Origin of the sequence: Roseinatronobacter monicus (genome assembly GCF_006716865.1) — a bacterium.
GTDB classification, from domain to species: domain Bacteria; phylum Pseudomonadota; class Alphaproteobacteria; order Rhodobacterales; family Rhodobacteraceae; genus Roseinatronobacter; species Roseinatronobacter monicus.
Window position 1 is genome coordinate 3,247,660 of record NZ_VFPT01000001.1, and the last position, 23,264, is coordinate 3,270,923.

The window sequence follows — 23,264 nt, forward strand, 5'->3', positions numbered from 1 at the left end:
TCAGACAGGGCCGCGCACAAGCGGCCCTGTCTGCATGATACATTCAATCTTTCATAAAGACTGCGCGTGGCCATGGTGAAACCCACCGGCCCACAGGGAGGGGATAAATGTCACCAGTCATTCAGGGGATATTGACCATCATCATTGGTGTCGGGGGGTGCGTGGGGTATTTCTACTTCTCGAACATGCTGCTCGACAAGGTGATCTTCCCGGCGAGAGGGCCAAATACAGGGCGCAATATCAACCGTGCCAATCAAGTGCGCCCGTGGCTGTTTCTGTTTCCGGCCATGTTCGCGTTGGGGCTGTATCTGGCCTATCCGGTGGTGGGGTCTTTCTGGCGGTCAATGTTCGACCGCTCTGGGGCGAATTTCATCGGGTTGGGCAACTATGTCGCGCTGTTTGCCGAAGGCAGCTTTCGCACAGCGGTGTTGAACAACCTGCTCTGGGTGTTGTTCGTGCCTGCGATGGCGACCTTTCTGGGGCTGCTGGTCGCGCAACTGACCGACCGGCTGAGTTGGGGCAATATCGCCAAATCCCTGATCTTCATGCCGATGGCCATTTCCTTTGTCGGCGCATCGCTGATCTGGAAATTTGTCTATTCCGCCAATCCCGATATCGGCATCATCAACTCGATCCGCGATTCAATGGGCATGACCGTTCTCGACCCGCTGCAAATTCGGTTCTGGAACAACTTTCTGCTGATGTTCATTCTGGTCTGGATTCAGACTGGCTTTGCGATGGTTATTCTATCGGCTGCCCTGCGCGGCATTCCCGAAGAAACCATCGAAGCTGCGATCATTGACGGGGCAAACCCGTTTCAGGTGTTTTTCAAGATCAAAGTCCCGCAGATCATGGGCACGATTGTGGTGGTCTGGACGACGATCACTATTCTGGTGCTCAAGGTGTTCGACATCGTCTACACCATGACGGGCGGCAATTTCGGCACGCATATCCTGCCCAGTTACATGATGACCTACATGTTCCGCGATGACGGTCGGGCGACGGCTGTGGCCTTCGTGATCATGCTTCTGGTGCTGCCGGTTATGATCTGGAACATCCGCCAAGCGCGCAACGAAATGCGCTGAGGGAAGGGCAAGACATGGACAATATTGCAGGACAGAATAAGGGCGGAAAGCTTGCGGTCAATATCACGGTCATCATTCTGGTGCTGCTGTGGCTGTTGCCGACAATCGGGCTGTTTGTGTCATCCTTTCGGGACCGCGACCAGATTTCGAATTCCGGCTGGTGGCAGGCGCCCTTCGCGGTCGATCTGAATTTCCGCGCCCGTGTCGCAGCCGATGACGCGCGACAGGAAGGCGACATTTTCGTGCTCGAAGGCAATGTTTTCGCGGACCCCAGCCTGTCAGCCCGCTTTCCTGACGCGGAAGGGGTTGTCGCAGCATATGGCACGCGCGCCGTGGCCCCGGATGAATTTGCCCCCGGCGAGGTGTCGGAACTGCGCACAGGCGGCACAGTTGTTGTGAACCGCGATGGGACATACCGCGTCGAATCGCCCGAAGAAATAGCGCGCGGTCCAACCCTGTATTTCGAGGCCCGAACGCCGCCGCGATTTACGCTCGCCAATTACGAAACCGTGCTGCGCGCAGATGGCATGGATCGCGCCTTTATCAATACGCTGACAGTAACCATACCAGCCACGATCATTCCGATTCTGATTGCGGCATTCGCGGCCTATGCGCTGGCATGGATGGATTTCCCCGGTCGGGGGCTGCTGATTGCGGCTGTGGTGGGGTTGCTGGTCGTGCCGTTGCAACTGGCGTTGGTGCCGTTGTTATCGCTGCACACCAATATCGGCATAGGGCAAAGTTTCTTAGGCATATGGCTGGCACATACGGGGTTCGGGTTGCCCTTGGCGGTGTATCTGTTGCGAAATTATATGGTCGGATTGCCCCGCGATATCATTGAATCGGCCAAGGTCGATGGCGCGACGGACTTCCAGATCTTCGTGCGCATCATCCTGCCGCTCAGTTTTCCGGCACTTGCCTCTTTCGCCATCTTCCAGTTCCTGTGGACATGGAATGACCTGCTGGTGGCAAAAGTATTCTTGCCATCGGGCGCAGAATCTCAGGTCATGACGGTGAAGATTGCCGATGACCTGCTGGGCTCTCGTGGGGGGGATTGGGGCATTCTGGCCACTGCGGCCTTTGTCTCGATCGCGGTGCCGCTGGTCGTCTTCTTCACAATGCAACGCTATCTGGTGCGCGGTCTGCTGGCCGGCTCCGTCAAGTAAGGACAATATTCGTGAGTGCACAAACCCTGTTGCAGCCCGAACAAGGGCTGGAGCTTTATCCCGACTGGTGGCGCGGCGCGGTGATCTATCAGATCTACCCCCGCAGCTTTCAAGACAGCAATGGCGACGGTATCGGCGATCTGCGCGGAATCGTGGAACGCCTGCCTTACATCGCCAGTCTTGGCGTCGATGTCATCTGGATCAGCCCGTTCTTCACCTCTCCGATGAAGGATTTTGGCTATGATGTGTCGGATTACTGCGATGTGGACCCGATGTTCGGCACATTGTCGGATTTCGACGCGCTGGTGGCGACAGCGCATAAGCTGGGCATAAAGGTGTTGATTGATCTGGTGTTGTCGCATTCCTCGGACCAGCATCCGTGGTTTAAGGAAAGCCGTTCCAGCCGCGACAACCCCAGATCGAACTGGTATGTCTGGGCCGATGCCAAGCCAGATGGCACGCCGCCCAATAACTGGCTGTCCATATTTGGTGGCTCGGCCTGGGCGTGGGACGCGACGCGCCTGCAATATTACCTGCACAACTTCCTAGCGTCGCAGCCCGATCTGAACTTTCACGAATCGGCTGTGCAGGAAGAATTGCTGAATATTGCGCGGTTCTGGCTGGAACGTGGGGTCAACGGGTTCCGTCTGGATACGATCAACTTCTACGTCCACGACTATGACCTGCGCGACAACCCGCCCCTGCCACCGGAGCGGCGCAATGCCTCCATCGCGCCTGCGGTGAACCCGTATAACCATCAAGAACATATCTACGACAAGAACCGCCCCGAAAATCTGGAATTCCTGCGCCGTTTTCGCGCAGTTCTGGACACATATGACGCCGCTGCCGTGGGCGAGGTGGGTGATGCGCAGCGCGGCCTAGAGATTTTGGGCGAATACACATCGGGCGGCGACAAGGTGCAGATGTGCTACGCGTTCGAGTTTCTGGCAGCGGATGTCCCATCGGCTGCGCGCATTGCAGCCGTGCTGCGCCATATGGACCATGTCGCCCCCGAAGGCTGGGCATGCTGGGCGTTTTCCAACCATGACGTCATGCGCCATGTCACCCGCTGGGACTTGTCGCCTGCGGCATCCCGCGTTTACGCAACCTTGATGATGTGCATGCGCGGGTCGGTCTGTCTGTATCAGGGCGAGGAGTTGGGCCTGCAAGAAGCGGATTTGCATTTCGATGACCTGCAAGACCCGTATGGCATTCAGTTCTGGCCCGAATACAAGGGCCGCGACGGGTGTCGCACACCGATGGTCTGGACGGCGGATTACCAGAATGGGGGCTTCTCTGGCGGCAAGCCGTGGTTGCCAGTCGCACGCGAGCATCTGGGGCTAGCAGTCGATGCGCAAGAGCGCGCGCCAGATGCGTTGCTGCACCATTACCGCCGGGCGATTGCCTTTCGTCAGGCGCACCGCGCACTGGGTCGGGGCAGTATGCGCAACTTGCATGTCTCGGGCGATGTGCTGTCTTTCTTCCGCGAGGAGGCGGGGGAAGAGCTGTTCTGTGCGTTCAACCTGAGCCACGACCCCGCCACGCTGTATTTGCCAGAGGGGAACTGGGTCACAGTCGGGCAGGAATTGAACAGCTCTGGTCCGGGCGAGGACGGACTGGTGCATCTGGGACCATGGCAGCCTTGTCTGGTCGTCAAAAGATAACAACAAGGGAGGAGACACCATGGCCGATCTGAAGCTGACCGATGTCGAGAAGGCATATGGCGAGGTCAAAGTCCTGTCCGATATCAATCTGGATATCAAACAAGGCGAACTGATTGTGTTTGTCGGGCCGTCGGGCTGCGGGAAATCCACGCTTTTGCGCATGATCGCGGGGCTGGAAAAGATCACGGGCGGCGAGTTGCAGATTGACGGGATGGTGGTGAATGACATCCCGCCATCGCAGCGCGGCATTGCCATGGTGTTTCAATCCTATGCGCTTTATCCGCATATAACCGTGCGCGACAACATGTCCTTCGCGCTGAAGATCGCCAAGAAATCCAAATCCGAGATTGATGAGGCCGTGAACCGTGCTGCTGATATCCTGCAACTTGGCCCTTATCTGGACCGCCTGCCCAAGGCGCTGTCAGGTGGGCAGCGCCAGCGGGTTGCGATTGGCCGGTCCATCGTGCGCGACCCGAAAGTCTATCTGTTTGACGAACCGCTCTCGAACCTTGATGCCGCGCTGCGCGTGGCCACACGCATCGAGATTGCGAAGCTGAAAGAATCGATGCCCAATTCGACTATGGTCTATGTGACTCATGATCAGGTCGAGGCGATGACTTTGGCCACCCGTATCGTCGTGCTGGCAGGCGGCGGGATCGCGCAGGTTGGCACGCCACTGGAGCTGTACGAGCGGCCCAATGGCGAATTTGTCGCGCAATTCATCGGCTCTCCGGCGATGAACCTGCTGGCGGGCGAGATTGTGGGCACAGGCGCACAAACCCATGTCAACCTAGAGGGGGGCGGCAGCGCGGTTGCCAATATTCCCACCACAGACGCCGATATGGGGCTAAAGGTCAATCTTGGGGCGCGCCCCGAAGATCTGGTCGCCACAGAGGGCGACGATTACCTGTATGCGGGCGAAGTCGAGTTGCTGGAAGCTTTGGGCGAATTGACTGTGCTGTATTTCAAGCCCGACTCCGCTGCGCTTGCCCCTGTTCTTGCCAAACTGGCCGGTATTCACACCGACCTGAAAGGGCGCAAGGTCAAACTGAAAGCTGATCCATCGAAGATACACCTGTTTCACAACAAGGTGTCGCTTCTGTATCGCTGATATTGGTGTCGAAAGAAAGTTGGCCGCACCCGAACAGGTGCGGCTTTTTCATGCGTGCTTATGCGCTGCGAAATTCACGCAGCAAGAAGTCGGGCACATGGTCGCCCATGCCCACAACCGCGCCGCGATTGTCTTGGCGCTGACGGGACTGGCCACGCCCGCCGCGGGCCGACTTCGCCTCATCCAGATTGTAAAGATTGGCATTCTGCGCATCTTTGGTTTCCGGCTTTGCCGCAGCTTGCGCGGGGGCTTTCTCCGGGGCGGGTGGGTTTCCGGGTGCAGCCACCTTGTCCTGAGCCTTGGCCTTTTCGGGGGCCTTGGCCTTTTCAGGGGCCTTGGACTTGGAAACGGAATGCGCACGCCGCGGCGCCGCTTCTTCTGACTTCGGCTCTGGCGCGGGTTTGCCAATATCCATTTGCGGGGCTACGCCACGCGGCAATTGCCGTTCCAGAAGTTGCTCGATCGCGTCGAGGTATTTCTGGTCAGAAGGCACCATCAGCGAAACGGCCTTGCCGGACCGACCCGCGCGACCGGTGCGCCCGATGCGGTGCACATAATCTTCTGGGTGCGACGGTAGGTCGAAATTGAACACATGGCTGACGGATGGCACATCGAGGCCGCGCGCGGCCACGTCTGATGCGATCAACAGCCGCAATTCGCCTGCGCGAAACCGCTCTAGCGTGCGGGTACGAAGTGACTGGTCAAGGTCGCCATGAATGGGGGCCGCATCCAGCTTGTGCTTGGTCAGGGACTTGGCCAGAATATCAACTTCGACCTTGCGGTTGCAAAAGATGATCGCGTTCTCCAGCTTGTCGCCCTCGGCCTCGATAATCGCCCGCAGCGCTTCGCGTTTGATCTTGGCAGCACCGTCGCGGCGCGTGGCGGGCAGTTCGATCAGTTCCTGCGCGATGGTTTCAGACGCAGTGGCCTGACGCGCAATCTCGATCCGTGCCGGGTTTGACAGGAAGGTGTTGGTAATCCGCTCGATCTCAGGCGCCATCGTTGCGGAATAGAAGAATGTCTGGCGCGTAAAGGGTGTCAGGCCAAAAATCCGCTCGATATCGGGGATGAAGCCCATATCCAGCATGCGGTCTGCCTCATCTACCACCATCACTTCGACACCGGTCAGTAACAGTTTGCCGCGCTCGAAATGGTCCAGCAACCGGCCCGGTGTGGCAATCAGAACATCAACACCACGGTCGATCAGCTTGTCCTGTTCACCAAAGGCCACGCCGCCGATCAGCAGCGCCTTGGTCAAGCGGGTGTGTTTGGCGTATGTATCGAAATTCTCGGCCACTTGGGCGGCCAACTCGCGTGTGGGGGCCAGCACAAGGCTGCGCGGCATCCGTGCGCGCGCGCGTCCACGGCCCAGCCGAGTGATCAGCGGCAGCACAAAAGACGCGGTCTTGCCGGTCCCTGTCTGCGCGATTCCCAGCACATCGCGCCCTTCAAGCGCGTGGGGGATGGCTTGCGCCTGAATCGGTGTGGGGGTTGTGTAGCCAGCTTCAGCGATGGCTTTCAGGACCTTCGGGTCCAGCTTCAGATCAGAAAATTGGGTCATATGCGTCCATTTGATACGGCATCGGGCCGCGATCGGTTCTAGGACGTTTGATTACTACGCCCCGCTAGCGGATATGCCACCCGAGAGCGGCATAGCCACGCTATCTAAGCCATTCGTTCAAAAAGGTCAATCTTCAAGGGGTTTGTCAGGGATATGCCGTCATCAATTTCACGCAAAGCCGTGTTTGACCAGTTGCGAAAGGAAAATATCCGCGCTAAAGACGCGCCAGTTGTGCGGGTGTGGCGGAATGGTAGACGCGAGGGTCTCAAACACCCTTTCCGCAAGGAGTGTCGGTTCGACTCCGACCACCCGCACCATTTTAATCTGACATGTACCACGTTATCAGCGCAGGCGTTTCGCGCCGTCGCGGTCGTTTTTCGGCGTGGTGCCAAACATTTTCACGTAGTTTCGCGCAAAACTGTTGGGGTTGAACCCATAATCCAGCCCGATACTGGTGATCGGGCGCGTGCTGACCAGAACGTCATAACGCGCGGTTTCCAGACGCAATTCCAGATATAATTGCTTCGGGGTCTTGTGCAGTTCGCTCATGAACAGCCGCTCTAGCTGGCGTTGCGACACGGCCACCTTTGTCGCTATCTCGGAAATCGGCAGCGGCTCATCCATAAAGGCGTCCATCAACTCCAACGCAAGTTGCACCTTCGGGGTGCTACTGAGGTATTTCAGCCGTGTGGGCAATTTCTGCGCCACCCTGCCCGCGCGCGTGCCGTCGAGAATCAGCCGCGCCGAGATTTCTTCGGCAAGCGTGGCGGGGCCTGTCATCCTGAGGTGGTTGAGCATCAGATCAGCGGCGGACAGCCCGCCTGCACAGGTGGCAATCTTCGGGCTACAAGTGAACAAGGAAGAGGTGACAGTGATGCCAGGGAAATTCTGTTCAAGATATGGGGTATCTTCCCAATGCGCCGAAACAGTCTGCCCCGATAAAAGCCCCGCTTGCGCCAGACGCACAACGCCAGAGGACAGACCCCAGATTTCGTGGCCGTAGCGCATGGCCTTGTGCAAAAACGACGAATGCGCGCCATTGCGCGTGTGGCAGACCCCGTCACCGGACACGACCACGATCCGGTCATCGCGCCCCAAGGCCGCAATCGGGCGGCTTGGATCAATGCCTACCCCGTTCGAGGCCGTGACCCGCGCATCGCCCAGCGAGGACACCCAATAGCTGTATTGCGTGCTGCTGGTCAGCTTGTTGGCCAGACGCAGCACTTCAATCGCCGAGGTGAAGGGCAACATCGCAAAGCCGTCTTCGATCAGGAAAACGAAAGCGGGCGGCGCAACTGTCATCCGGGGCGGCCTTGGGCAAGGGTTTGTCGTAGTCTCACACGCCGCCCGCCCCAAGTCGAGAGGGCATGATCAGGGCGACATCTCGGCCAGTGCGCGGTCACGCAGGCGCGCACCATCGGGGTCGAACGGGGCGCGGTCCAGAATGCGGGCCGTGTGCGGCCTGCCCAGAATGGCCACTTGCACCATCCCATCAGCGGGGCGCCTGTCGGCACTCACATACGCGATGGCCAGCGATTTCTGCACGGCATAACCATACGCCCCTGACGACACCTGCCCAAGGGGCGTGCCATCGGGCAGAAACACGGGCTCGCCGCCCTGTGCATCGGCATCGTCCACGTCGATTTCTAACATGACCATCTGTTCACGCGGGGCGGTGTTGCGGATAGAAAGCCATGCGTCCTTGTTCAGAAACTCCTTGTCGGCGCAAATCAGCCCGTCCAGCCCTGATTCCTGTGGCCAGTATTCGGGGCTGTAATCGCGGCCCCAACTGCCATAGCCCTTCTCGACCCGCAGGCTCATCAGTGCGCGACTGCCGACGGGGCCTGCGCCAACCGCGCGGCCTGCCTCTAGCAAGGCGCTATAAAGCGTGACCTGATCCGCTGCCGCGCAATGCAATTCCCAGCCCAGATCGCCGGCGAAGGACACCCGAAGGGCCACGCACTCCACCCCAGCCACGGTAATCCGCTGCGAGCGGAAAAAGGGAAAGGTCGCGTTTGATAAATCCGCATTGGTCAGCCGCGCCAGCAGGTCGCGCGCGCGGGGTCCGGCAATGTTGAACCCGCACATGCTGTCGGTCAGGCTGTCGAAACTGGTGCCATCCGGCAGCGGCACATCGTGGAAAAAACGGGTGTGATACCGCTCTGCCATGCCCGACCCGATAACCCAGAATTCCTGCGCGCCCAGCCGTGTGACAGTGAAGTCCCCTGCCACCCCGCCACGCTTGCCGATCAGCGGCGTCAGGCAGGACCGGCCCACGCGGGTCGGCATACGGTTGGCGAATATGGCATTCAACCAGTCTTCGGCCCCTGCCCCCGCCACGCGGTATTTGGCGAAATTCGAGATGTCGATGATGCCTGCATCCTCGCGCAGCATCCGCGCCTCTCGGCCCACGCTGTCAAACCACGGCTGGCGCGTGAAACCGGCGCTGTCGGGGGTGTTTGCGTCGAAATAGAGCGGGTGTTCCCAGCCGTAATTCAGCCCGAACACAGCGCCCAATTCCTGTTGCACCGCATAGGCGGGGCGGGTGCGGGCGGGGCGGCCTGCGCTTCGTTCCTCGCCGGGGAAGTGGATTTTGAAACGGTTGGCATATTGGTCCGCCACCCGCGCGCGGGTGAAATCCTTGCCCGCCCAATGCCCGAAGCGCGCCATGTCCCAACCGAACAGGTCCAATGATGGCTCGCCCTGCACGATCCATTCCGCCGCCAGCCTGCCAAGGCCGCCTGACTGGCTGAAGCCGGGGATGATGCCGCAGCAACAGAAATAGCCGCGCATTTCCGGCACTGGCCCCATCAGTGCGGACGAATCCGGCGACCAGATCATCGGGCCATTGATAACGCGCTTGATGCCTGCCGTGCCGACCACCGGAACACGGTCGATGGCGCGCAGGATGTTGTCCTCGATCCGGTCTAGATCATCGGCGAACAACTCATGCCCGAAGCCCAGCGGCGTGCCATCCTCGGCCCAGAACCGCACATCTTTTTCATAGGCCCCGACCAGCAACCCCTGCCCTTCCTGACGCAAGTAATACTCGCCATCCCGGTCCGCGACCGAGGGCAAGCGCCGGCCCAGTGCGGCCACTTCCGCGATGGTTTCGGTCACGAAATACTGGTGCTCGGTCGGGACAAGCGGCAGGCTCAACCCTGCCAATGCAGCCACTTCGCGTGCCCAAAGCCCCGCCGCATTGATAACCCAAGGCGTGCGGATGTCACCGCGTTCGGTGCGCACGATCCAAGTGCCATCCGGCTGCGCCTCGGTTCCTGTCACAGGGGTGAAGCGGTGAATTTCCGCGCCGCGCTGGCGCGCGCCCACGGCATAGGCATTGGTCACGCCCGACGGATCAACATTTCCGCCATCGGGTTCAAACATGATGCATTGCACCCCTTCGAAATTGACCAGCGGGTGCAACCGCTCTGCCTCATCGCGCGAGACTTCATGGAAATTCATCCCGTAGCGGCGCGCCTTCGCTTCTTGCAGGCGTAACTGATGCACGCGCGCCTCTGTCTGCGCCAGATACAGCGATCCGGGCTGGAACACGCCGCAGGACTGGCCGGTTTCTGCCTCCAACTCCTTATAGAGCTGCATCGTGTAATGTTGCAGCCGCGAAATGTTGGTGCTGTCATGCAGCCCGTGAATATTCGCCGCCGCGTGCCATGTGGAGCCAGAGGTCAACTCGCTGCGTTCCAGCAACACCACATCGGACCAGCCCAGTTTGGCAAGATGATACAGGATCGAGCAACCGATGACGCCGCCGCCAATGACAACGGCCTGCGCATGGGTGGGAAGGGGTTTTGCGTGTGTCATGGCTCGGCGGTTCCGATCTGTTCCTTGCGGGTGGTAACATAGGCGTCCAGTTCCTCGCGGATGGCGGGGTCGAGGGCGGGTTCTTCATATTCAGCCAGCGCGCGTTGCCAGATTTCAGTCGCGCGGGTCAGCGCGGTTTTCGCCCCCGCCGCCTGCCAGCCGCCGTAATTCGTCCAGTCTGACAAAAGCGGCTCGTAAAATGCGGTCTGATAGCGCGCGATGGTGTGCTCGGTGCCAAAGAAATGCCCGCCTGTGGGCACAGCCGCGATGGCGTCAAAGCCAAGTTCTGCCTCAGAAAAATCGACCGGCTTCAACACCTCGATCATGTTTTGCAAAATCTCTATATCGAGGATCAGCTTTTCATAAGATGCGGTCAGACCCCCCTCCAACCACCCCGCCGCGTGATAGATCAGGTTGCCGCCACCCAACACCGCCCCCCATGTGGACATGCTGGTTTCATAGGCGGCCTGCAAATCGACCGCATTCGACGCATTGGCGTTCGAGGTCCGGTAAGGCAGCCCATAGCGCCGCGCCAGTTGTCCGGCGATCAGATTGGCCTTGGTGTTTTCCGGTGTGCCAAAGGCGGGCGCGCCCGATTTCATATCCACATTTGACGTGAACGCGCCGTAAATTACCGGCGCGCCGGGGCGCACAAGCTGGGTCAGGACCACGCCAAACAGCGCCTCGGCGTTTTGCTGGGCCATTGCTGCGGGCAGGGTCACAGGCGTCATTGCGCCCATCAACGTAAAGGGCGTGATCGAGACGGGCTGGCCATGTTCGGCCATTGCGATCAGCCCTTCGCCCATTTCCTCGTCAAACAGGCGTGGCGAGTTGACCGATATGATGGTCGTCACACCGGGGCTATGCGCCATATCCGCGACCGAGATGCCGCGCGCAATCGCCATCATGTTGATTCCGTCCATCACCCGCCCCCGCCCGATGGCCGAGACATGAAAGGACAATTCGCTCAGGCGCAAGTTGGCCAGATAGGTGTCGAGATGCCGCGAATTGGCGGGCAGTTCCATGGGCGAGGTAACCTGATTGCCGATCAGGTGAATCGCGTTGAAATACTGGGCCAGACGGATGAAGTTTTCATAATCCGCCATGTTGCCCGCGCGCCGACCGTTCAGGCAGTCATGCACATTGGGCGGGCCTGCAACCAGCCCGAAACATAGGGAATTGCCCCCAATCTCGACGCGGCGCGAAGGGTTGCGGGGGGTCAGGCTGGTGCGGCTTGGCGCTGTTGCCAGCGCGTGATTGACCAGTTCTTCGTCGAAGCGCACCAGTCCGGTGTCGCGGTCGACCTTGGCACCCGCCTTGGCGAACAGGTCCAAAACCGAGGTGCCGATAACCCGAATGCCCAGTTCCGAAAGTATGCGCAGAGAGGTTCGGTGAATCGCCTCAACCCCCTCTGCATCTGCGATTTCCATAGGCGCATAGGGGTTCGTCAGGCTTTGCCACGGCAGTTGCGGCAGGCCCGTACTGGTGCGACCGGCCTTGCTGCGGCGTCCGCCTGCGCGGCGCGGGGCGTTCATGGCTGGCCCCGCAAGGGTGCAGCGTGGCGGGGCAGGGTGCAGGCGAACATCGCGTTTCCTTCCTGTGCAGGACAGAAGAAGCATACTGCGAAGATGCGCCGGCACAGGCTGCAAAAGACGACATTTTGCCCAATCCACGCGCCAAATTGCGCCATGCTGGTGTTCGCCACCTGACGAAAAATTCCCGCGCCCCAAGCGATGCTTTCGCGAGTGGCGGCTTTGCGGGATTTTGCAGGCATTGCGTTTCCGGGTGCAAAGCCGCGCAGCGTCGGGCCGCGGTGCGGCGATCTCCAGCTTGATCTATAGCACTTTATGCCAGCCAAATCCGAGCAAGATCAGAGCGTTGTGCTGGTGGCAGCCAAATCGCCGTGCCCGTGGGCGGCCCGGCGATGCGCGGCGGGCTGACGCCCTTGATTCCGCGCTTGGGGACAGTCCGCAAAACCCTCCAAGCAGTCATAGGTATCTTGTGTCAGGCGGCAAACACTACGGGCGGCGCACCACATCCGGCACACCAAGCGAGTCGATCAGGCGGGCAGTTTCACGGTGGATCAGGGCGATATTGCTGTCGCGCACTGTTGGCAGGGCATGGCGCGCGCGGCGCAGCGCGCCATAGTCGAGCGTTGCGGTTATCAGTTCCGGCTCTGCCCCCGCAATCGCCAGCAGTTTTCCGAACGGGTCCAGTATCCGCGAGCCGCCCCAGAATGTCAGGTCTGCCTCGCGCCCCGTGCGATTGGCCATCATCGAGGGCAGCCCATACATGACCGAATAAAACTCCATCGTGCGCGCCCATCCGGCGGGGTTATCAAACTCCTCGCCCACCGCCTCGATCCCGGACGAGGCGGGGCAGGCCAGCAGCGTTGCGCCATGCAGACAGGCCAGATGCACCAGCGCGGGGTTCCATGCATCGGCGCAGATCATCAGACCCAGCCGCCACTGATCGTCAAGCGCCCATGTGTCGACAAACCGCCCCGAGGCATAATGCTTGCCCTCTTCCAGCAGGCGATAATTGGGCAGGTTGATCTTGCGGTGCAGCGTGACCAGTTCCCCCGCCCGCAACACTGCGGTCGTGTTGTAGAATTGTGCGGCTGGCCCCTCCTCGATAAAGCCCGGACAGATGGTCATATCGCCAGCCAGTTCTGACAGGGCGATCAGCCTCGGATCGGTGCGGGGCATGGCGAAATCCAGCAGGCGCATCGCGCCATAATGGCCCGTCAGCGACAATTCCGGCAGCAACAGGAACGCGACCCCAGCGGCGCGCGCTTGGGCGATCCATTCGCGGTGCATTTCGAAATTGGCCTCCAGATCGGTTGGATCAGATGCAAATTGTGCGATTCCGACTTTCATCTGCAAGATGTCCTTCTGTGCGGCCCCAAGCGGCGAGAATGGCGTCCGGGCGGGGTGCGCGCAAGCCCCGTTGGCACTTCTCTTTTGTCGCGTGCTGGGGCAAGGTCGCGCCGAATGGCAGCTCATGGCCCGAAGGATGGTGGTGTTGATGACAGCGGTGATGATTCAGGGCTGCGGCTCTAATGTCGGGAAATCCATGCTGGTGGCGGGGCTGTGTCGTGCGGCGCGGCGGCGGGGGCTGCGGGTGGCCCCGTTCAAACCACAAAACATGTCGAACAATGCCGCTGTCACTGCTGACGGGGGCGAAATCGGGCGCGCGCAGGCCTTGCAGGCGCTGGCCTGCGGGCTGGCACCGATAACGGATATGAACCCTGTCCTGCTGAAACCCGAAAGCGAACGCGGCGCGCAGGTTATCGTGCAGGGCAAGCGCCTGACCACAGCGATGGCGCGCGATTACGCGCGCCTGAAACCGCAGCTTATGGGGGCGGTGCTGGATAGTTTTCAGCGGTTGCGTGCGGCGCATGATCTGGTCATTATTGAGGGGGCGGGCAGCCCGGCCGAGGTTAATCTGCGCGCCGGTGATATCGCCAATATGGGGTTCGCGCGGGCCGCAGATGTGCCCGTTGTGCTGGTGGGGGATATCGACCGGGGCGGCGTGATTGCGCAACTCATTGGCACACAGGCCGTGATAGATGCGGATGACGCGGCGATGGTCGTGGGGTTTCTTATCAACAAATTTCGCGGTGATCCGCAGCTTTTTGACGACGGGTATCAGTTGATTTCCCAGCGCACCGGCTGGCGCGGGTTCGGGGTGGTGCCTTGGTTTGACCGCGCGCATTTGCTGCCTGCCGAAGATGCGCTTGATCTGGCGTCTGGGCCATCGGGGGGCGGGACCAAGATTGCTTGTCTGGCCTTTTCGCGCATTGCCAATTTCGACGACCTTGATCCGCTGGCCGCCGAAGAGAATGTCGATCTGGTGATTGTGCGCGCGGGTGAGGCGATACCGGGGGATGCGCGGCTGGTGATCTTGCCCGGCTCGAAATCCACGCGCGGCGATCTGGCTTTTTTGCGCGCACAAGGGTGGGATATCGACTTGCAGGCCCATATCCGGCGCGGCGGGCATGTGCTGGGTATTTGCGGCGGGTATCAGATGCTGGGTCAGGTTGTGCGCGACTCCGAAGGGATCGAGGGGGAAGCGGGCGACACTGCCGGGCTGGGCATACTCGATGTCGAAACCACGATGTCGCCCGACAAGCGGCTGACACGCGTTGCGGCGCAACATGTGGCCACGGGGCTGGAGGTGATGGGATACGAGATACATATCGGGCGCACCATTGGCCCTGATCGTGCGCGCCCCTTCGCAACAGTGAACGGCGAGAGCGAGGGCGCGATCTCGGCCAACGGACAGATCACGGGCACATATCTGCATGGGCTGTTTGCATCCGACATGTTCCGCGCACAGTTTCTGGCAGGTTTGGATATTGCGGCATCCGGGATGGTGCATGGCGCGGTGATCGAGCAGGCCCTTGATGCGCTGGCCGATCATGTCGAGGCGCATATTGATGTCGCGGGGATTCTGGCGTTGTCGCGATGACGTCACATGGCCCCTCGCGCATGTGTTTCAGGCGTGCTCGGGGCGGTTCATGAACCGTTTGGGCCTGCCCATTCTGTAGGGGCTTGTGCCCCCATTTCGGTCTGGCGACATGTCACTTCCAGCGCGGGGGGCGCGCCGGTCCGGTGGCAGGTGCCATCCATCATAGGCCCGTGCGACGGTGGTCGGATGGAACGTGTCTGTCCGACAAAAACACATGTTTTCCTGCGATTACTGGCAAGCCGCGCGGCACCACTCTGACCCACACCCCGCACAGCGCAGGATGGAAAAGCACAGCACATTGCACGCGCCGTCGCGCGCATAGGTTATGTGGTGGGTCAGGCTGCGGATCAGAAACCAGCCATAACCCCCTTCTGAAAACGCCATCGGGTCGGGTGCGGTTAAGCCTGCCCCTGAGGGGTCAAAGGCAACGCCGGTGTCGGACAAACGACATTCTACCGATATGTCACGTATCACGAGGTGACAGTCGATCCGTCCATCGCCCCCCATATTCCCATGCCGGACGATATTGGACAACGCTTCGGACAAAACCAGATCAAGGTCGTCCACCGTTTCGCAAGGCAGGTCTTGCACGGTCAGGAAATCATGTATGTGTTGCAGCGTGCCGCGCACCTCGGTCAGGTTTGCCCAGCACGCGAGACGCAGCGTGCGGCTTGGATCGGTTTGCCCGGCCTGTGCGTGTTCCTTGCCAAAGGATCGCTCTGCCGCTTTGGTCCGCAGTCCCCCGCAACCGGATATGGCTGAAGCAACCTGCGTCATCCGGCAGCGGTGATCTGCGTGACGTCGATATCCTTTGCATCCGGAGCGCAGTCGTGAATGCGAAAAACAGTGTCCATCCGCGTCAGGCGGAACAATTTGCGCACAGCCGGAGAGAGCGCCGCTATTTCAAGCGGGCGCGACGGTCCAAGCAGTTTCATGACGCCCACAATCGCCCCAAGGCCGCTGCTGTCCAGAAACTGCAAATGTTTCAGGTTAAGGATAACGCGCGTGCCATCTTTCACTGTGACATCACGTATGATGTCCTTGAACACGATGGCAACTGCGGCATCAAGGCGCGACTCCCGCACAGTGATGACAAGCGCCCCATCAGCCTGCCCCAGTGTCACCTGCATATTCGCCCCTTTCCTGAGCTTCGATATGGTGAGATTAAAGGCAAAGTGTTACCAAAGAGTTGTCGGACAGGTCATCGGAGAGCTGAAACATGCATGAAGTAGCCATTCTGGGTGCCGCGCGCACGGCGATGGGCGGTTTGCAGGGTATTTTTGCCGGTCTGGGGGCACCCCCACTTGGGGGCGCAGCAATTGGCGGCGCGTTGCGCGATTCGGGCCTTGAGGCGGGGCAGGTTGAAGAGCTGCTGATGGGGTGCGTCCTGCCAGCAGGCCAGGGGCAGGCCCCGGCACGGCAGGCCGGATTCGCCGCAGGGCTGGACCAGTCAGTGCCCGCAACCACACTGAACAAGATGTGCGGGTCCGGCATGAAAGCGGCGATGATCGGGCATGACCAGATTGCGCTGGGGCAGACAGGCATCATGATCGCGGGCGGCATGGAAAGCATGTCTGATGCGCCTTACCTTTTGCCAAAGATGCGCAGTGGCGCACGGCTGGGGCATGGGCAGGTGATTGATCATATGTTTCTGGACGGGCTGGAAGATGCCTATGACAAGGGCCGGTTGATGGGCACATTTGCCGAGGATTGCGCCACGCATTACCAGTTCACCAGCGAAGCACAGGACGACTATGCGTTGCGGTCCCTGTCAAACGCGCTTGACGCGCAGGCACAGGGCGCGTTTGTGCGCGAGATTGCCCCTGTCACCGTGCCGTCGCGCAGTGGCGAGGCCATCATGCTGGAAGACGAGCAGCCGAAATCTGCCCGCCCTGACAAGATACCCCACCTCAAGCCCGCGTTTCGCAAGGATGGCACAGTAACGGCGGCCAACAGCTCATCCATCTCGGACGGGGCGGCGGCGCTGGTGCTGGCGTCGCGCAATGCGGCCGAAGCGCAGGGCATCGCACCGCGCGCCTTTATCCGGGGCCATGCCAGCCATGCGCAGGCACCCGGCTGGTTCACCACGGCCCCTGTTCCGGCGGCGCGCAAACTGCTGGACAGGCTGGGCTGGTCGGTGTCCGATGTCGATCTGTGGGAAGTGAATGAGGCGTTTGCGGTCGTGCCCATGGCCTTTATGCATGAGATGGGCTTGCCGCGTGATGTGGTCAATGTGAATGGCGGGGCCTGTGCGCTGGGGCATCCGATTGGCGCGTCTGGCGCGCGGATCATGGTTACGCTTCTGAACGCACTGGAAGCGCGCGGGCTGAAACGCGGGATCGCGGCCATCTGTATTGGCGGCGGCGAAGGCACGGCAATTGCAATCGAGCGGCCCTGAGGCCGACCAAATGCGGCCTTGCCCCCATCGAGGGGGCGCGGCCGCGTCGCAAGGCGGCTGCGCCGCTTGCTCCCGCTTCACTGAAAGGACACCGAATGCTGGATTATGATGCGCTTGCAGCGCGGATCGAGGCCCTGACCGAGGGCGAGACGGATGCTGTGGCCCTGATGGCGACACTGGCTTGTGAGGTGCATCATTCCGATGCGCGCTTCGACTGGACCGGGTTCTACCGCGTCACAGCCCCTGAGATGCTGAAAATCGGCCCGTATCAGGGCGGGCATGGCTGTCTTGTGATCCCGTTTTCGCGCGGGGTCTGCGGCGCTTGCGCGCGCACGGGCGAGGTGCAGCTTGTGCCGGATGTTGAAGGTTTTGCCGGGCATATCGCCTGCGCCAGTTCCACCCGTTCAGAACTGGTGCTGCCGGTGCGTGATGGCGCGGGGCGACTGATTGCGGTGTTTGACATCGACAGTGACCAGCCCGATGCCTTTACCGAGGCTGACGCTGCGGCGCTGGGGGCGATCTTGTCGCATGTGTTTTCAAGGCCGCTGACATGAGCGCTGTAATCGACTGGGAAGATGCCTTTGCGAACGGGGCTTATATCGACGGGGCGGCGGCGTATCCGCCCCGCTGGGAACAGGCAGCGCAGGCGTTTCGGGCTGGCGCAAATATGCGCGCCGATATCGCGTATGGCGACCAACCGCGCGAAAGATATGATCTGTTCCTGCCCGATGCTATGCCGCGCGGCCTCGTGGTGTTCGTGCATGGCGGATATTGGCTGAAATTCGACAAATCCAATTGGTCGCATCTGGCGGCGGGGCCGGTCGCACAGGGCTGGGCGGTGGCATTGCCCAGCTACACGCTTGCGCCCGAAGCGCGCATCCCGCAGATCACTGGTCAGATTGCGCGCGCCATAACCCACGCCGCGGCAGAGGTTGCAGGCCCTGTCTGCCTGACCGGCCATTCGGCAGGCGGGCATCTGGTGACACGCATGGTCTGCGAGGACACCCCCCTGCCGCGCGGTATTCTGGACCGGATCGCGCATGTCCTGTCCATCTCAGGGCTGCATGACTTGCGCCCCTTGCTGCACACGCAGATGAATGCGGAACTCGGGCTGAACGAGGCGACCGCGCGCGATGAGAGCTCTGCCCTGCACAGCCCGCCGATGGACATCGCCGTGACGGCATGGGTCGGCGGGCATGAGCGGCCGGAATTCTTGCGCCAGTCTGCGCTGTTGCGCGAAGCATGGGCGCGCAAGGGCTGTGCCGCGCGCCTGCATGTTGCGCACGGTTTACACCATTTTAATGTGATCGACGGGCTGGCCCAGCCTGACAGCGCGTTGACGCAAGCTGTTTTAGCGCAACTGCCCCCGCGCGCGTAAGACATTTACTTTTTCACCGGTTCGGGGCAACACTTGTGTAAAGCAATAAATCACACAGGGAGAGTGACGCATGACAACCCTCAGGACGACCGCATTGGCGGCCCTGACCGCTGGCGCAATGGTCAGTATGGCGCAGGCAGAGACGGTCACGGTCGGCATGATTACCACATTGTCCGGCGGCGGTGCCGGGCTGGGGGTCGATGTGCGCGACGGGTTTCAACTGGCGCTGGAAATGGCGGGCGAGCATTCGATCAGGCTTGTGGTCGAAGATGATGGCCAGCGCCCGGAACTGGCGGTCCAGATCGCAGAGCGCATGATCCAGTCGGAACGCGCCGATATTCTGACCGGTATCATCTGGTCAAATCTTGCGATGGCGGTGGTGCCCTCGACTGTGGGGCAGGATATCTTTTACATCTCGCCCAATGCTGGCCCCTCGCCACTGGCAGGCGCGAATTGCCATCCCAATTATTTCAATGCGGCATGGCAAAATGACATGCTGCACGAGGCAGCGGGCCAGCATGCCAATGTGCTGGGCTACGAGAACACCTTTATCATGGCCCCGAATTACCCTGCGGGCACGGACGCGCTGATCGGCTTCAAGCGCTATTTTGAGGGGGAACTGGCGGGCGAGTTGTTCACGCAGGTGGGCCAGACCGATTATGCCGCCGAGATTGCGGAAATTCGCGCCTCTGGTGCGGATTCGGTATTTATCTTCCTGCCGGGCGGCATGGGCATTTCATTCATGCGCCAATATGAACAATCCGGCGTTGATCTGCCAATTGTTTCCGCAGGCTTCAGCTTCGATCAGGATGTGCTGCCTGCCATGGGGTCTGCCGCGTTGGGTGTGATCAACACCGCGCAATGGTCGCCCGATCTGGACAATGCTGCCAATGCGGCCTTTGTCGCCGCGTTTGAGCAGGCTCATGGCCGCCTGCCCTCACTCTACGCAAGTCAGGGGTTTGACACGGCGAACCTGATCCTCTCGGCCCTGTCCAGCGCTGATGTCGCGGATAGCGACGCGTTCCGCGACGCCCTGCGCGCCGCTGATTTCGACTCTGTCAGGGGCGATTTCAGCTTTGCCGCCAACCAGCACCCGGTGCAGACCGTCTATGTGCGCGAAGTGGTCGAGGTTGACGGCGTACTGACCAACCGGATCATCGGCACTGCCTTTGAAGAACACCGCGATGTGCATGGTGAAAACTGCCCTATGTAACCGACGCCCTTCGCGCCCCGGCACAGGCCGGGGCTGCCTTTCTTGTCCCCCGAGGTGTTAGATGAGTCTCGCGCTGGTGCTCGAGCAGCTTCTGAATGGCGTGCAGTTCGGGCTGATGCTGTTTCTGATGTCGGCTGGCCTGACGCTGGTGTTCGGCGTTATGGGGCTGATCAATCTGGCGCATGGGTCACTCTATATGATCGGGGCGTTTCTGTGCGCCGCCGTTGCCGGGATGACGGGCAACTTCTGGCTGGGGCTGATGGCGGGCATCGCGGCTGCGGCAGCAGCGGGCGCGTTGATTGAAATTGTCGTGATCCGGCGTCTTTATGCGCGCGACCATCTGGATCAGGTGCTGGCCACATTCGCCCTGATCCTGATCTTGTCGGAAGGGGTGCGCATGATCTTTGGCCCCTTTCCGCTTTACCTCAATGTGCCTGATGCCCTGCGCGGCACTGTCCGTCTGGGGATCGTGGACTACTCATTGTACCGGCTGGCGCTGATCGGCTTTGGCCTTGCTGTGGCCGTTGGCCTATGGGTGCTGATCGCAAAAACACGACTTGGCATCCGCATTCGTGCAGGAGAGTCGGACCGCGAGATGATCGCCGCGCTTGGGGTGAATATCCGCGCGCTCTACACGATTGTCTTTGCGTTGGGTGCTGCCCTTGCAGGGCTTGCAGGGGCACTTGTGGGGGCCATTCAGTCCGTGCAGGTCGGCATGGGGGAACCTGTGCTGATTCTGGCCTTCGTGGTCATCGTGATCGGTGGGATCGGGTCGATCAAGGGGGCAATGGTCGGCGCGCTCTTGGTCGGGGTGATCGACACGATGGGCCGGTTTTTGCTGCCGCGCGTCTTTGCCACATTCATGGACACCTCGCAGGCGATGGGGGTGGGGGCGGCGCTGGCCTCGATGCTGATTTACCTGCTCATGGCGCTGGTGCTAATCTTCCGACCCAAAGGACTGTTTCCCGCCCATGGATAGCACGCGCAAGGAATGGTTGCTCAATGCCCTGCTGGCAGGCGCACTTTTCGCGGTGCCGCTCTGGGCATGGATGGCGAGCGAGCCGTTTATCATCACATTGGCCACGCGCATCGCCATTCTGGCCATTGCGGGCGTGGGGCTGAACATCGCACTTGGGCTGGGCGGCATGGTCAGCTTTGGCCATGCGCTATACTTGGGCGTTGGCGGCTATGTCGCCGGGATTGCGGCACATCATGCTTTTTCGGGCACGACCGTTCTGAGCCTGCCCGGCACCAACCAGATGCTGCCCATATGGGCCATGGCAATGGCGCTGTCCGGGCTGATTGCCGGTATTGTCGGCGCGCTGTCCCTGCGCACGAGCGGCATTTTCTTCATCATGATCACGCTGGCATTCGCGCAGATGGGGTTTTTCTTCACCCTGTCATGGCCCGCTTATGGCGGCGAAGACGGTTTGCCCATATTCGTGCGCAACCAGTTTCCCGGCCTGAACACCGCCCGCCCGTGGGAGTTGTTCGTGATCGCCTACGGCGTGTTGCTGGCCGTGCTTGGCATCTTTGCAATGCTGCGCGCCGCGCGCTTTGGTGCCGCCCTCATGGCCATCCGCCAGAACCCCGACCGCGCGGCGGCCATTGGCATCTCGCCTTTCGGGGTCAAGCTGGTGGCCTTCATCCTGTCGGGCATGATCACCGGGCTTGCGGGCGCGATGATGGCCGACCTGACCCGCTTTGTCAGCCCTGCAATGATGGCTTGGACCATGTCGGGCGAATTGATCGTCATCATCATTCTGGGCGGTGTCGGCCGCCTGTTCGGCCCTGTGGCCGGTGCAGCCATTCTGGTGGGGTTCGAGGTGTTCTTCGGCGGGCTGACCGAGCATTGGAAGCTATGGCTGGGCCTTGTGCTGCTGGTGGTCGTTCTGTTCGCACGCGGCGGGCTGATCGGGCTGATCGCGGGGAGGGCGCAGAATGGCTGATCCGGTTCTGGACCTGCGCGGCCTGTCCAAAAGCTTCGGCGCGCTGAAAGCCACGGATGATGTGACCCTGACCTTGCAGCGCGGTGAAATCCACGCGTTGATCGGGCCAAATGGTGCGGGCAAGTCCACGCTGATGGGGCTTGTCTCGGGCAAGATCGCGCCGGATGCGGGGCAAGTCTGGCTGGACGGCGCAGATATCACCGCATTGTCTGTCGCCCGCCGCGCAAAGGCCGGTCTGGGGCGCAGCTTTCAGGTGTCCTCGCTGATCCCTGACTATTCGGCGCTGCGCAATGTCATGCTGGCACTTCAGGGCCGACAAGGGCACAGCTACCGTTTCTTGCGCTCGGTCAACCGTGATACAGCCTTGCGCGAAGGCGCACGCGCGGCACTGACGCGCGTCGGCCTAAGTCCCCGCGCCTCGGTCGAAGCCGCGATGCTCAGCCATGGTGAACGCAGGCTTCTGGAAATTGCGGTGGCACTGGCCATGGGCCCCAAATGCTTTTTGCTGGACGAACCGATGGCCGGGCTTGGGTCAGAAGGGACAACGCGCCTTGTCACTTTTCTGAACGCGTTGAAACACGAAGCCCCGATTCTGCTGATCGAGCATGACATGGACGCAGTCTTTCGGCTGGCCGACCGCATCTCGGTCCTGGTCTATGGCCGCATCATCGCCACAGGCGCGCCCGCCGATATCCGCGCCAATCCACAGGTCCGCGCCGCCTATCTGGGCGAGGAAACAGCATGACCCCCCTGCTCGACCTTGAAAACCTGCACGTCTATTATGGCGCCTCGCAAGCCTTGTTCGGCGTCAGCCTGCAAGTGCATGAAGGGCAGGCTGTGGCCCTGATGGGCCGCAATGGCATGGGCAAATCCACCACCATCGCCACCGCCTGTCGTATGTTGCCCTTGCGCGCGGGCGCTGTGCGCTTTGCCGGGCATGATATCACCGCCGCGCCGTCGTTTCGCGCGGCACGGCTGGGCATCGGGCTGGTGCCAGAGGGGCGGCGCTGCTTTCCCAACCTGACCGTGACAGAAAACCTGATCGCCAGCGCGCGCCCCGGCCCATGGGGTCTGGCGCGCGTGCAGGCCTTCTTTCCTCGGCTTGCAGAACGCACCCAGCAACTGGCCGCCACCCTGTCGGGCGGCGAGCAGCAAATGCTGGCCATTGGCCGCGCGCTGATGACCAACCCCCGCCTTTTGGTACTGGATGAAGCAACCGAAGGGCTGGCCCCTGTCATCCGCCGCGAAATCTGGGCCGCGATTACGGCGCTAAAATCTGATGGCCTGTCGATTCTGCTGGTCGACAAGACCTTGTCCGAAATCCTGCCCTTCGCCGATCATTGCGTGATCGTGCAACGCGGGGCGGTCGCATGGCAAGGGGTCCCCGAAGACCTGAGAACAGACCTGCAAACCACTTATCTGGGCGTCTGATACCAATCAGCAT

At 60.9% G+C, this 23,264-nt stretch carries 20 protein-coding genes and 1 tRNA gene; 14 read left to right on the top strand and 7 right to left on the bottom strand.

Features of this window, described 5'->3' with window-relative positions:
- Positions 1 to 107: 107 nt before the first annotated feature.
- Genes BD293_RS15480 through BD293_RS15495 form a run of 4 tightly spaced genes read left to right on the top strand, consistent with a single transcriptional unit; the run spans position 108 to position 5,026 of the window.
- Positions 108 to 1,085 carry a carbohydrate ABC transporter permease gene (locus tag BD293_RS15480; RefSeq protein ID WP_142083246.1) on the top strand — a complete coding sequence of 326 codons (978 nt, stop codon included), beginning with the start codon at positions 108 to 110 and terminating at the stop codon, positions 1,083 to 1,085.
- Between the two features lie 14 nt (positions 1,086 to 1,099).
- On the top strand, positions 1,100 to 2,251 hold the full coding sequence (locus BD293_RS15485) for a carbohydrate ABC transporter permease (RefSeq protein WP_142083248.1): 1,152 nt from the start codon (positions 1,100 to 1,102) through the stop codon (positions 2,249 to 2,251).
- 11 nt (positions 2,252 to 2,262) lie between these two features.
- A complete protein-coding gene (gene bglA, locus BD293_RS15490) occupies positions 2,263 to 3,915 on the top strand; it encodes a beta-galactosidase BglA (protein WP_425467935.1) in 1,653 nt (550 codons plus the stop codon).
- Between the two features lie 19 nt (positions 3,916 to 3,934).
- A complete protein-coding gene (locus BD293_RS15495; RefSeq protein WP_142083251.1) occupies positions 3,935 to 5,026 on the top strand; it encodes an ABC transporter ATP-binding protein in 1,092 nt (363 codons plus the stop codon).
- Positions 5,027 to 5,084: 58 nt separating this feature from the next.
- On the opposite strand, the gene BD293_RS15500 is transcribed toward BD293_RS15495, so the two are convergent.
- A complete protein-coding gene (locus BD293_RS15500) occupies positions 5,085 to 6,587 on the bottom strand; it encodes a DEAD/DEAH box helicase (RefSeq protein ID WP_142083253.1) in 1,503 nt (500 codons plus the stop codon).
- A 233-nt stretch (positions 6,588 to 6,820) separates the two neighbouring features.
- Between BD293_RS15500 and BD293_RS15505 the strand changes: the two genes are divergently transcribed.
- A tRNA-Leu gene (locus BD293_RS15505) sits at positions 6,821 to 6,904 on the top strand.
- A gap of 25 nt (positions 6,905 to 6,929) precedes the next feature.
- On the opposite strand, the gene BD293_RS15510 is transcribed toward BD293_RS15505, so the two are convergent.
- The 4 genes from BD293_RS15510 to BD293_RS15525 form a co-directional block, all read right to left on the bottom strand.
- Positions 6,930 to 7,889: a GlxA family transcriptional regulator gene (locus BD293_RS15510; RefSeq protein ID WP_142083256.1), complete on the bottom strand. Its 960-nt coding sequence runs from the start codon at positions 7,887 to 7,889 to the stop codon at positions 6,930 to 6,932.
- Between the two features lie 69 nt (positions 7,890 to 7,958).
- Positions 7,959 to 10,409 carry a GcvT family protein gene (locus tag BD293_RS15515; RefSeq protein WP_142083258.1) on the bottom strand — a complete coding sequence of 817 codons (2,451 nt, stop codon included), beginning with the start codon at positions 10,407 to 10,409 and terminating at the stop codon, positions 7,959 to 7,961.
- Positions 10,406 to 11,944: a trimethylamine methyltransferase family protein gene (locus tag BD293_RS15520; RefSeq protein WP_142083261.1), complete on the bottom strand. Its 1,539-nt coding sequence runs from the start codon at positions 11,942 to 11,944 to the stop codon at positions 10,406 to 10,408. Before BD293_RS15520 ends, BD293_RS15515 begins: the two co-directional genes overlap by 4 nt.
- A 483-nt stretch (positions 11,945 to 12,427) precedes the next feature.
- On the bottom strand, positions 12,428 to 13,288 hold the full coding sequence (locus BD293_RS15525) for a nitrilase-related carbon-nitrogen hydrolase (RefSeq protein WP_142083263.1): 861 nt from the start codon (positions 13,286 to 13,288) through the stop codon (positions 12,428 to 12,430).
- Between the two features lie 148 nt (positions 13,289 to 13,436).
- On the opposite strand from BD293_RS15525, the gene BD293_RS15530 reads away from it, so the two are divergent.
- Positions 13,437 to 14,882 (top strand): cobyric acid synthase, encoded by a 1,446-nt coding sequence (locus tag BD293_RS15530; protein WP_142083264.1) that lies wholly within the window; start codon positions 13,437 to 13,439, stop codon positions 14,880 to 14,882.
- A 228-nt stretch (positions 14,883 to 15,110) separates the two neighbouring features.
- Here BD293_RS15530 and BD293_RS15535 read toward each other — a convergent pair whose 3' ends face one another.
- Together BD293_RS15535 and BD293_RS15540 are read right to left on the bottom strand one after the other, a co-directional pair.
- Complete coding sequence (locus BD293_RS15535; RefSeq protein ID WP_142083266.1) at positions 15,111 to 15,659, bottom strand: ATP-binding protein; 549 nt, start codon at positions 15,657 to 15,659, stop codon at positions 15,111 to 15,113.
- Positions 15,656 to 16,012 carry an STAS domain-containing protein gene (locus BD293_RS15540; RefSeq protein ID WP_142083268.1) on the bottom strand — a complete coding sequence of 119 codons (357 nt, stop codon included), beginning with the start codon at positions 16,010 to 16,012 and terminating at the stop codon, positions 15,656 to 15,658. The genes BD293_RS15535 and BD293_RS15540 overlap by 4 nt, the downstream gene beginning before the upstream one ends.
- 89 nt (positions 16,013 to 16,101) lie before the next feature.
- Here BD293_RS15540 and BD293_RS15545 point away from each other — a divergent pair, with 89 nt between their 5' ends.
- The 8 genes from BD293_RS15545 (at position 16,102) to BD293_RS15580 (ending at position 23,251) form a co-directional block, all read left to right on the top strand.
- Positions 16,102 to 17,280, top strand: coding sequence for an acetyl-CoA C-acyltransferase (locus BD293_RS15545; protein WP_142083270.1), 1,179 nt, complete (start codon positions 16,102 to 16,104; stop codon positions 17,278 to 17,280).
- Between the two features lie 95 nt (positions 17,281 to 17,375).
- The gene (locus BD293_RS15550) at positions 17,376 to 17,834 is read left to right on the top strand and encodes a GAF domain-containing protein (RefSeq protein ID WP_142083273.1); all 459 of its coding nucleotides are present in this window, start codon (positions 17,376 to 17,378) and stop codon (positions 17,832 to 17,834) included.
- A complete protein-coding gene (locus BD293_RS15555; RefSeq protein ID WP_142083275.1) occupies positions 17,831 to 18,658 on the top strand; it encodes an alpha/beta hydrolase in 828 nt (275 codons plus the stop codon). The genes BD293_RS15550 and BD293_RS15555 overlap by 4 nt, the downstream gene beginning before the upstream one ends.
- Before the next feature lie 70 nt (positions 18,659 to 18,728).
- On the top strand, positions 18,729 to 19,871 hold the full coding sequence (locus BD293_RS15560; protein WP_142083277.1) for an ABC transporter substrate-binding protein: 1,143 nt from the start codon (positions 18,729 to 18,731) through the stop codon (positions 19,869 to 19,871).
- Between the two features lie 61 nt (positions 19,872 to 19,932).
- The gene (locus BD293_RS15565; protein ID WP_142083279.1) at positions 19,933 to 20,850 is read left to right on the top strand and encodes a branched-chain amino acid ABC transporter permease; all 918 of its coding nucleotides are present in this window, start codon (positions 19,933 to 19,935) and stop codon (positions 20,848 to 20,850) included.
- Complete coding sequence (locus tag BD293_RS15570) at positions 20,843 to 21,820, top strand: branched-chain amino acid ABC transporter permease (RefSeq protein ID WP_142083281.1); 978 nt, start codon at positions 20,843 to 20,845, stop codon at positions 21,818 to 21,820. The genes BD293_RS15565 and BD293_RS15570 overlap by 8 nt, the downstream gene beginning before the upstream one ends.
- Positions 21,813 to 22,565, top strand: coding sequence for an ABC transporter ATP-binding protein (locus BD293_RS15575; RefSeq protein WP_142083284.1), 753 nt, complete (start codon positions 21,813 to 21,815; stop codon positions 22,563 to 22,565). Before BD293_RS15570 ends, BD293_RS15575 begins: the two co-directional genes overlap by 8 nt.
- Positions 22,562 to 23,251: an ABC transporter ATP-binding protein gene (locus BD293_RS15580; RefSeq protein WP_142083286.1), complete on the top strand. Its 690-nt coding sequence runs from the start codon at positions 22,562 to 22,564 to the stop codon at positions 23,249 to 23,251. Before BD293_RS15575 ends, BD293_RS15580 begins: the two co-directional genes overlap by 4 nt.
- Positions 23,252 to 23,264 lie beyond the last annotated feature (13 nt).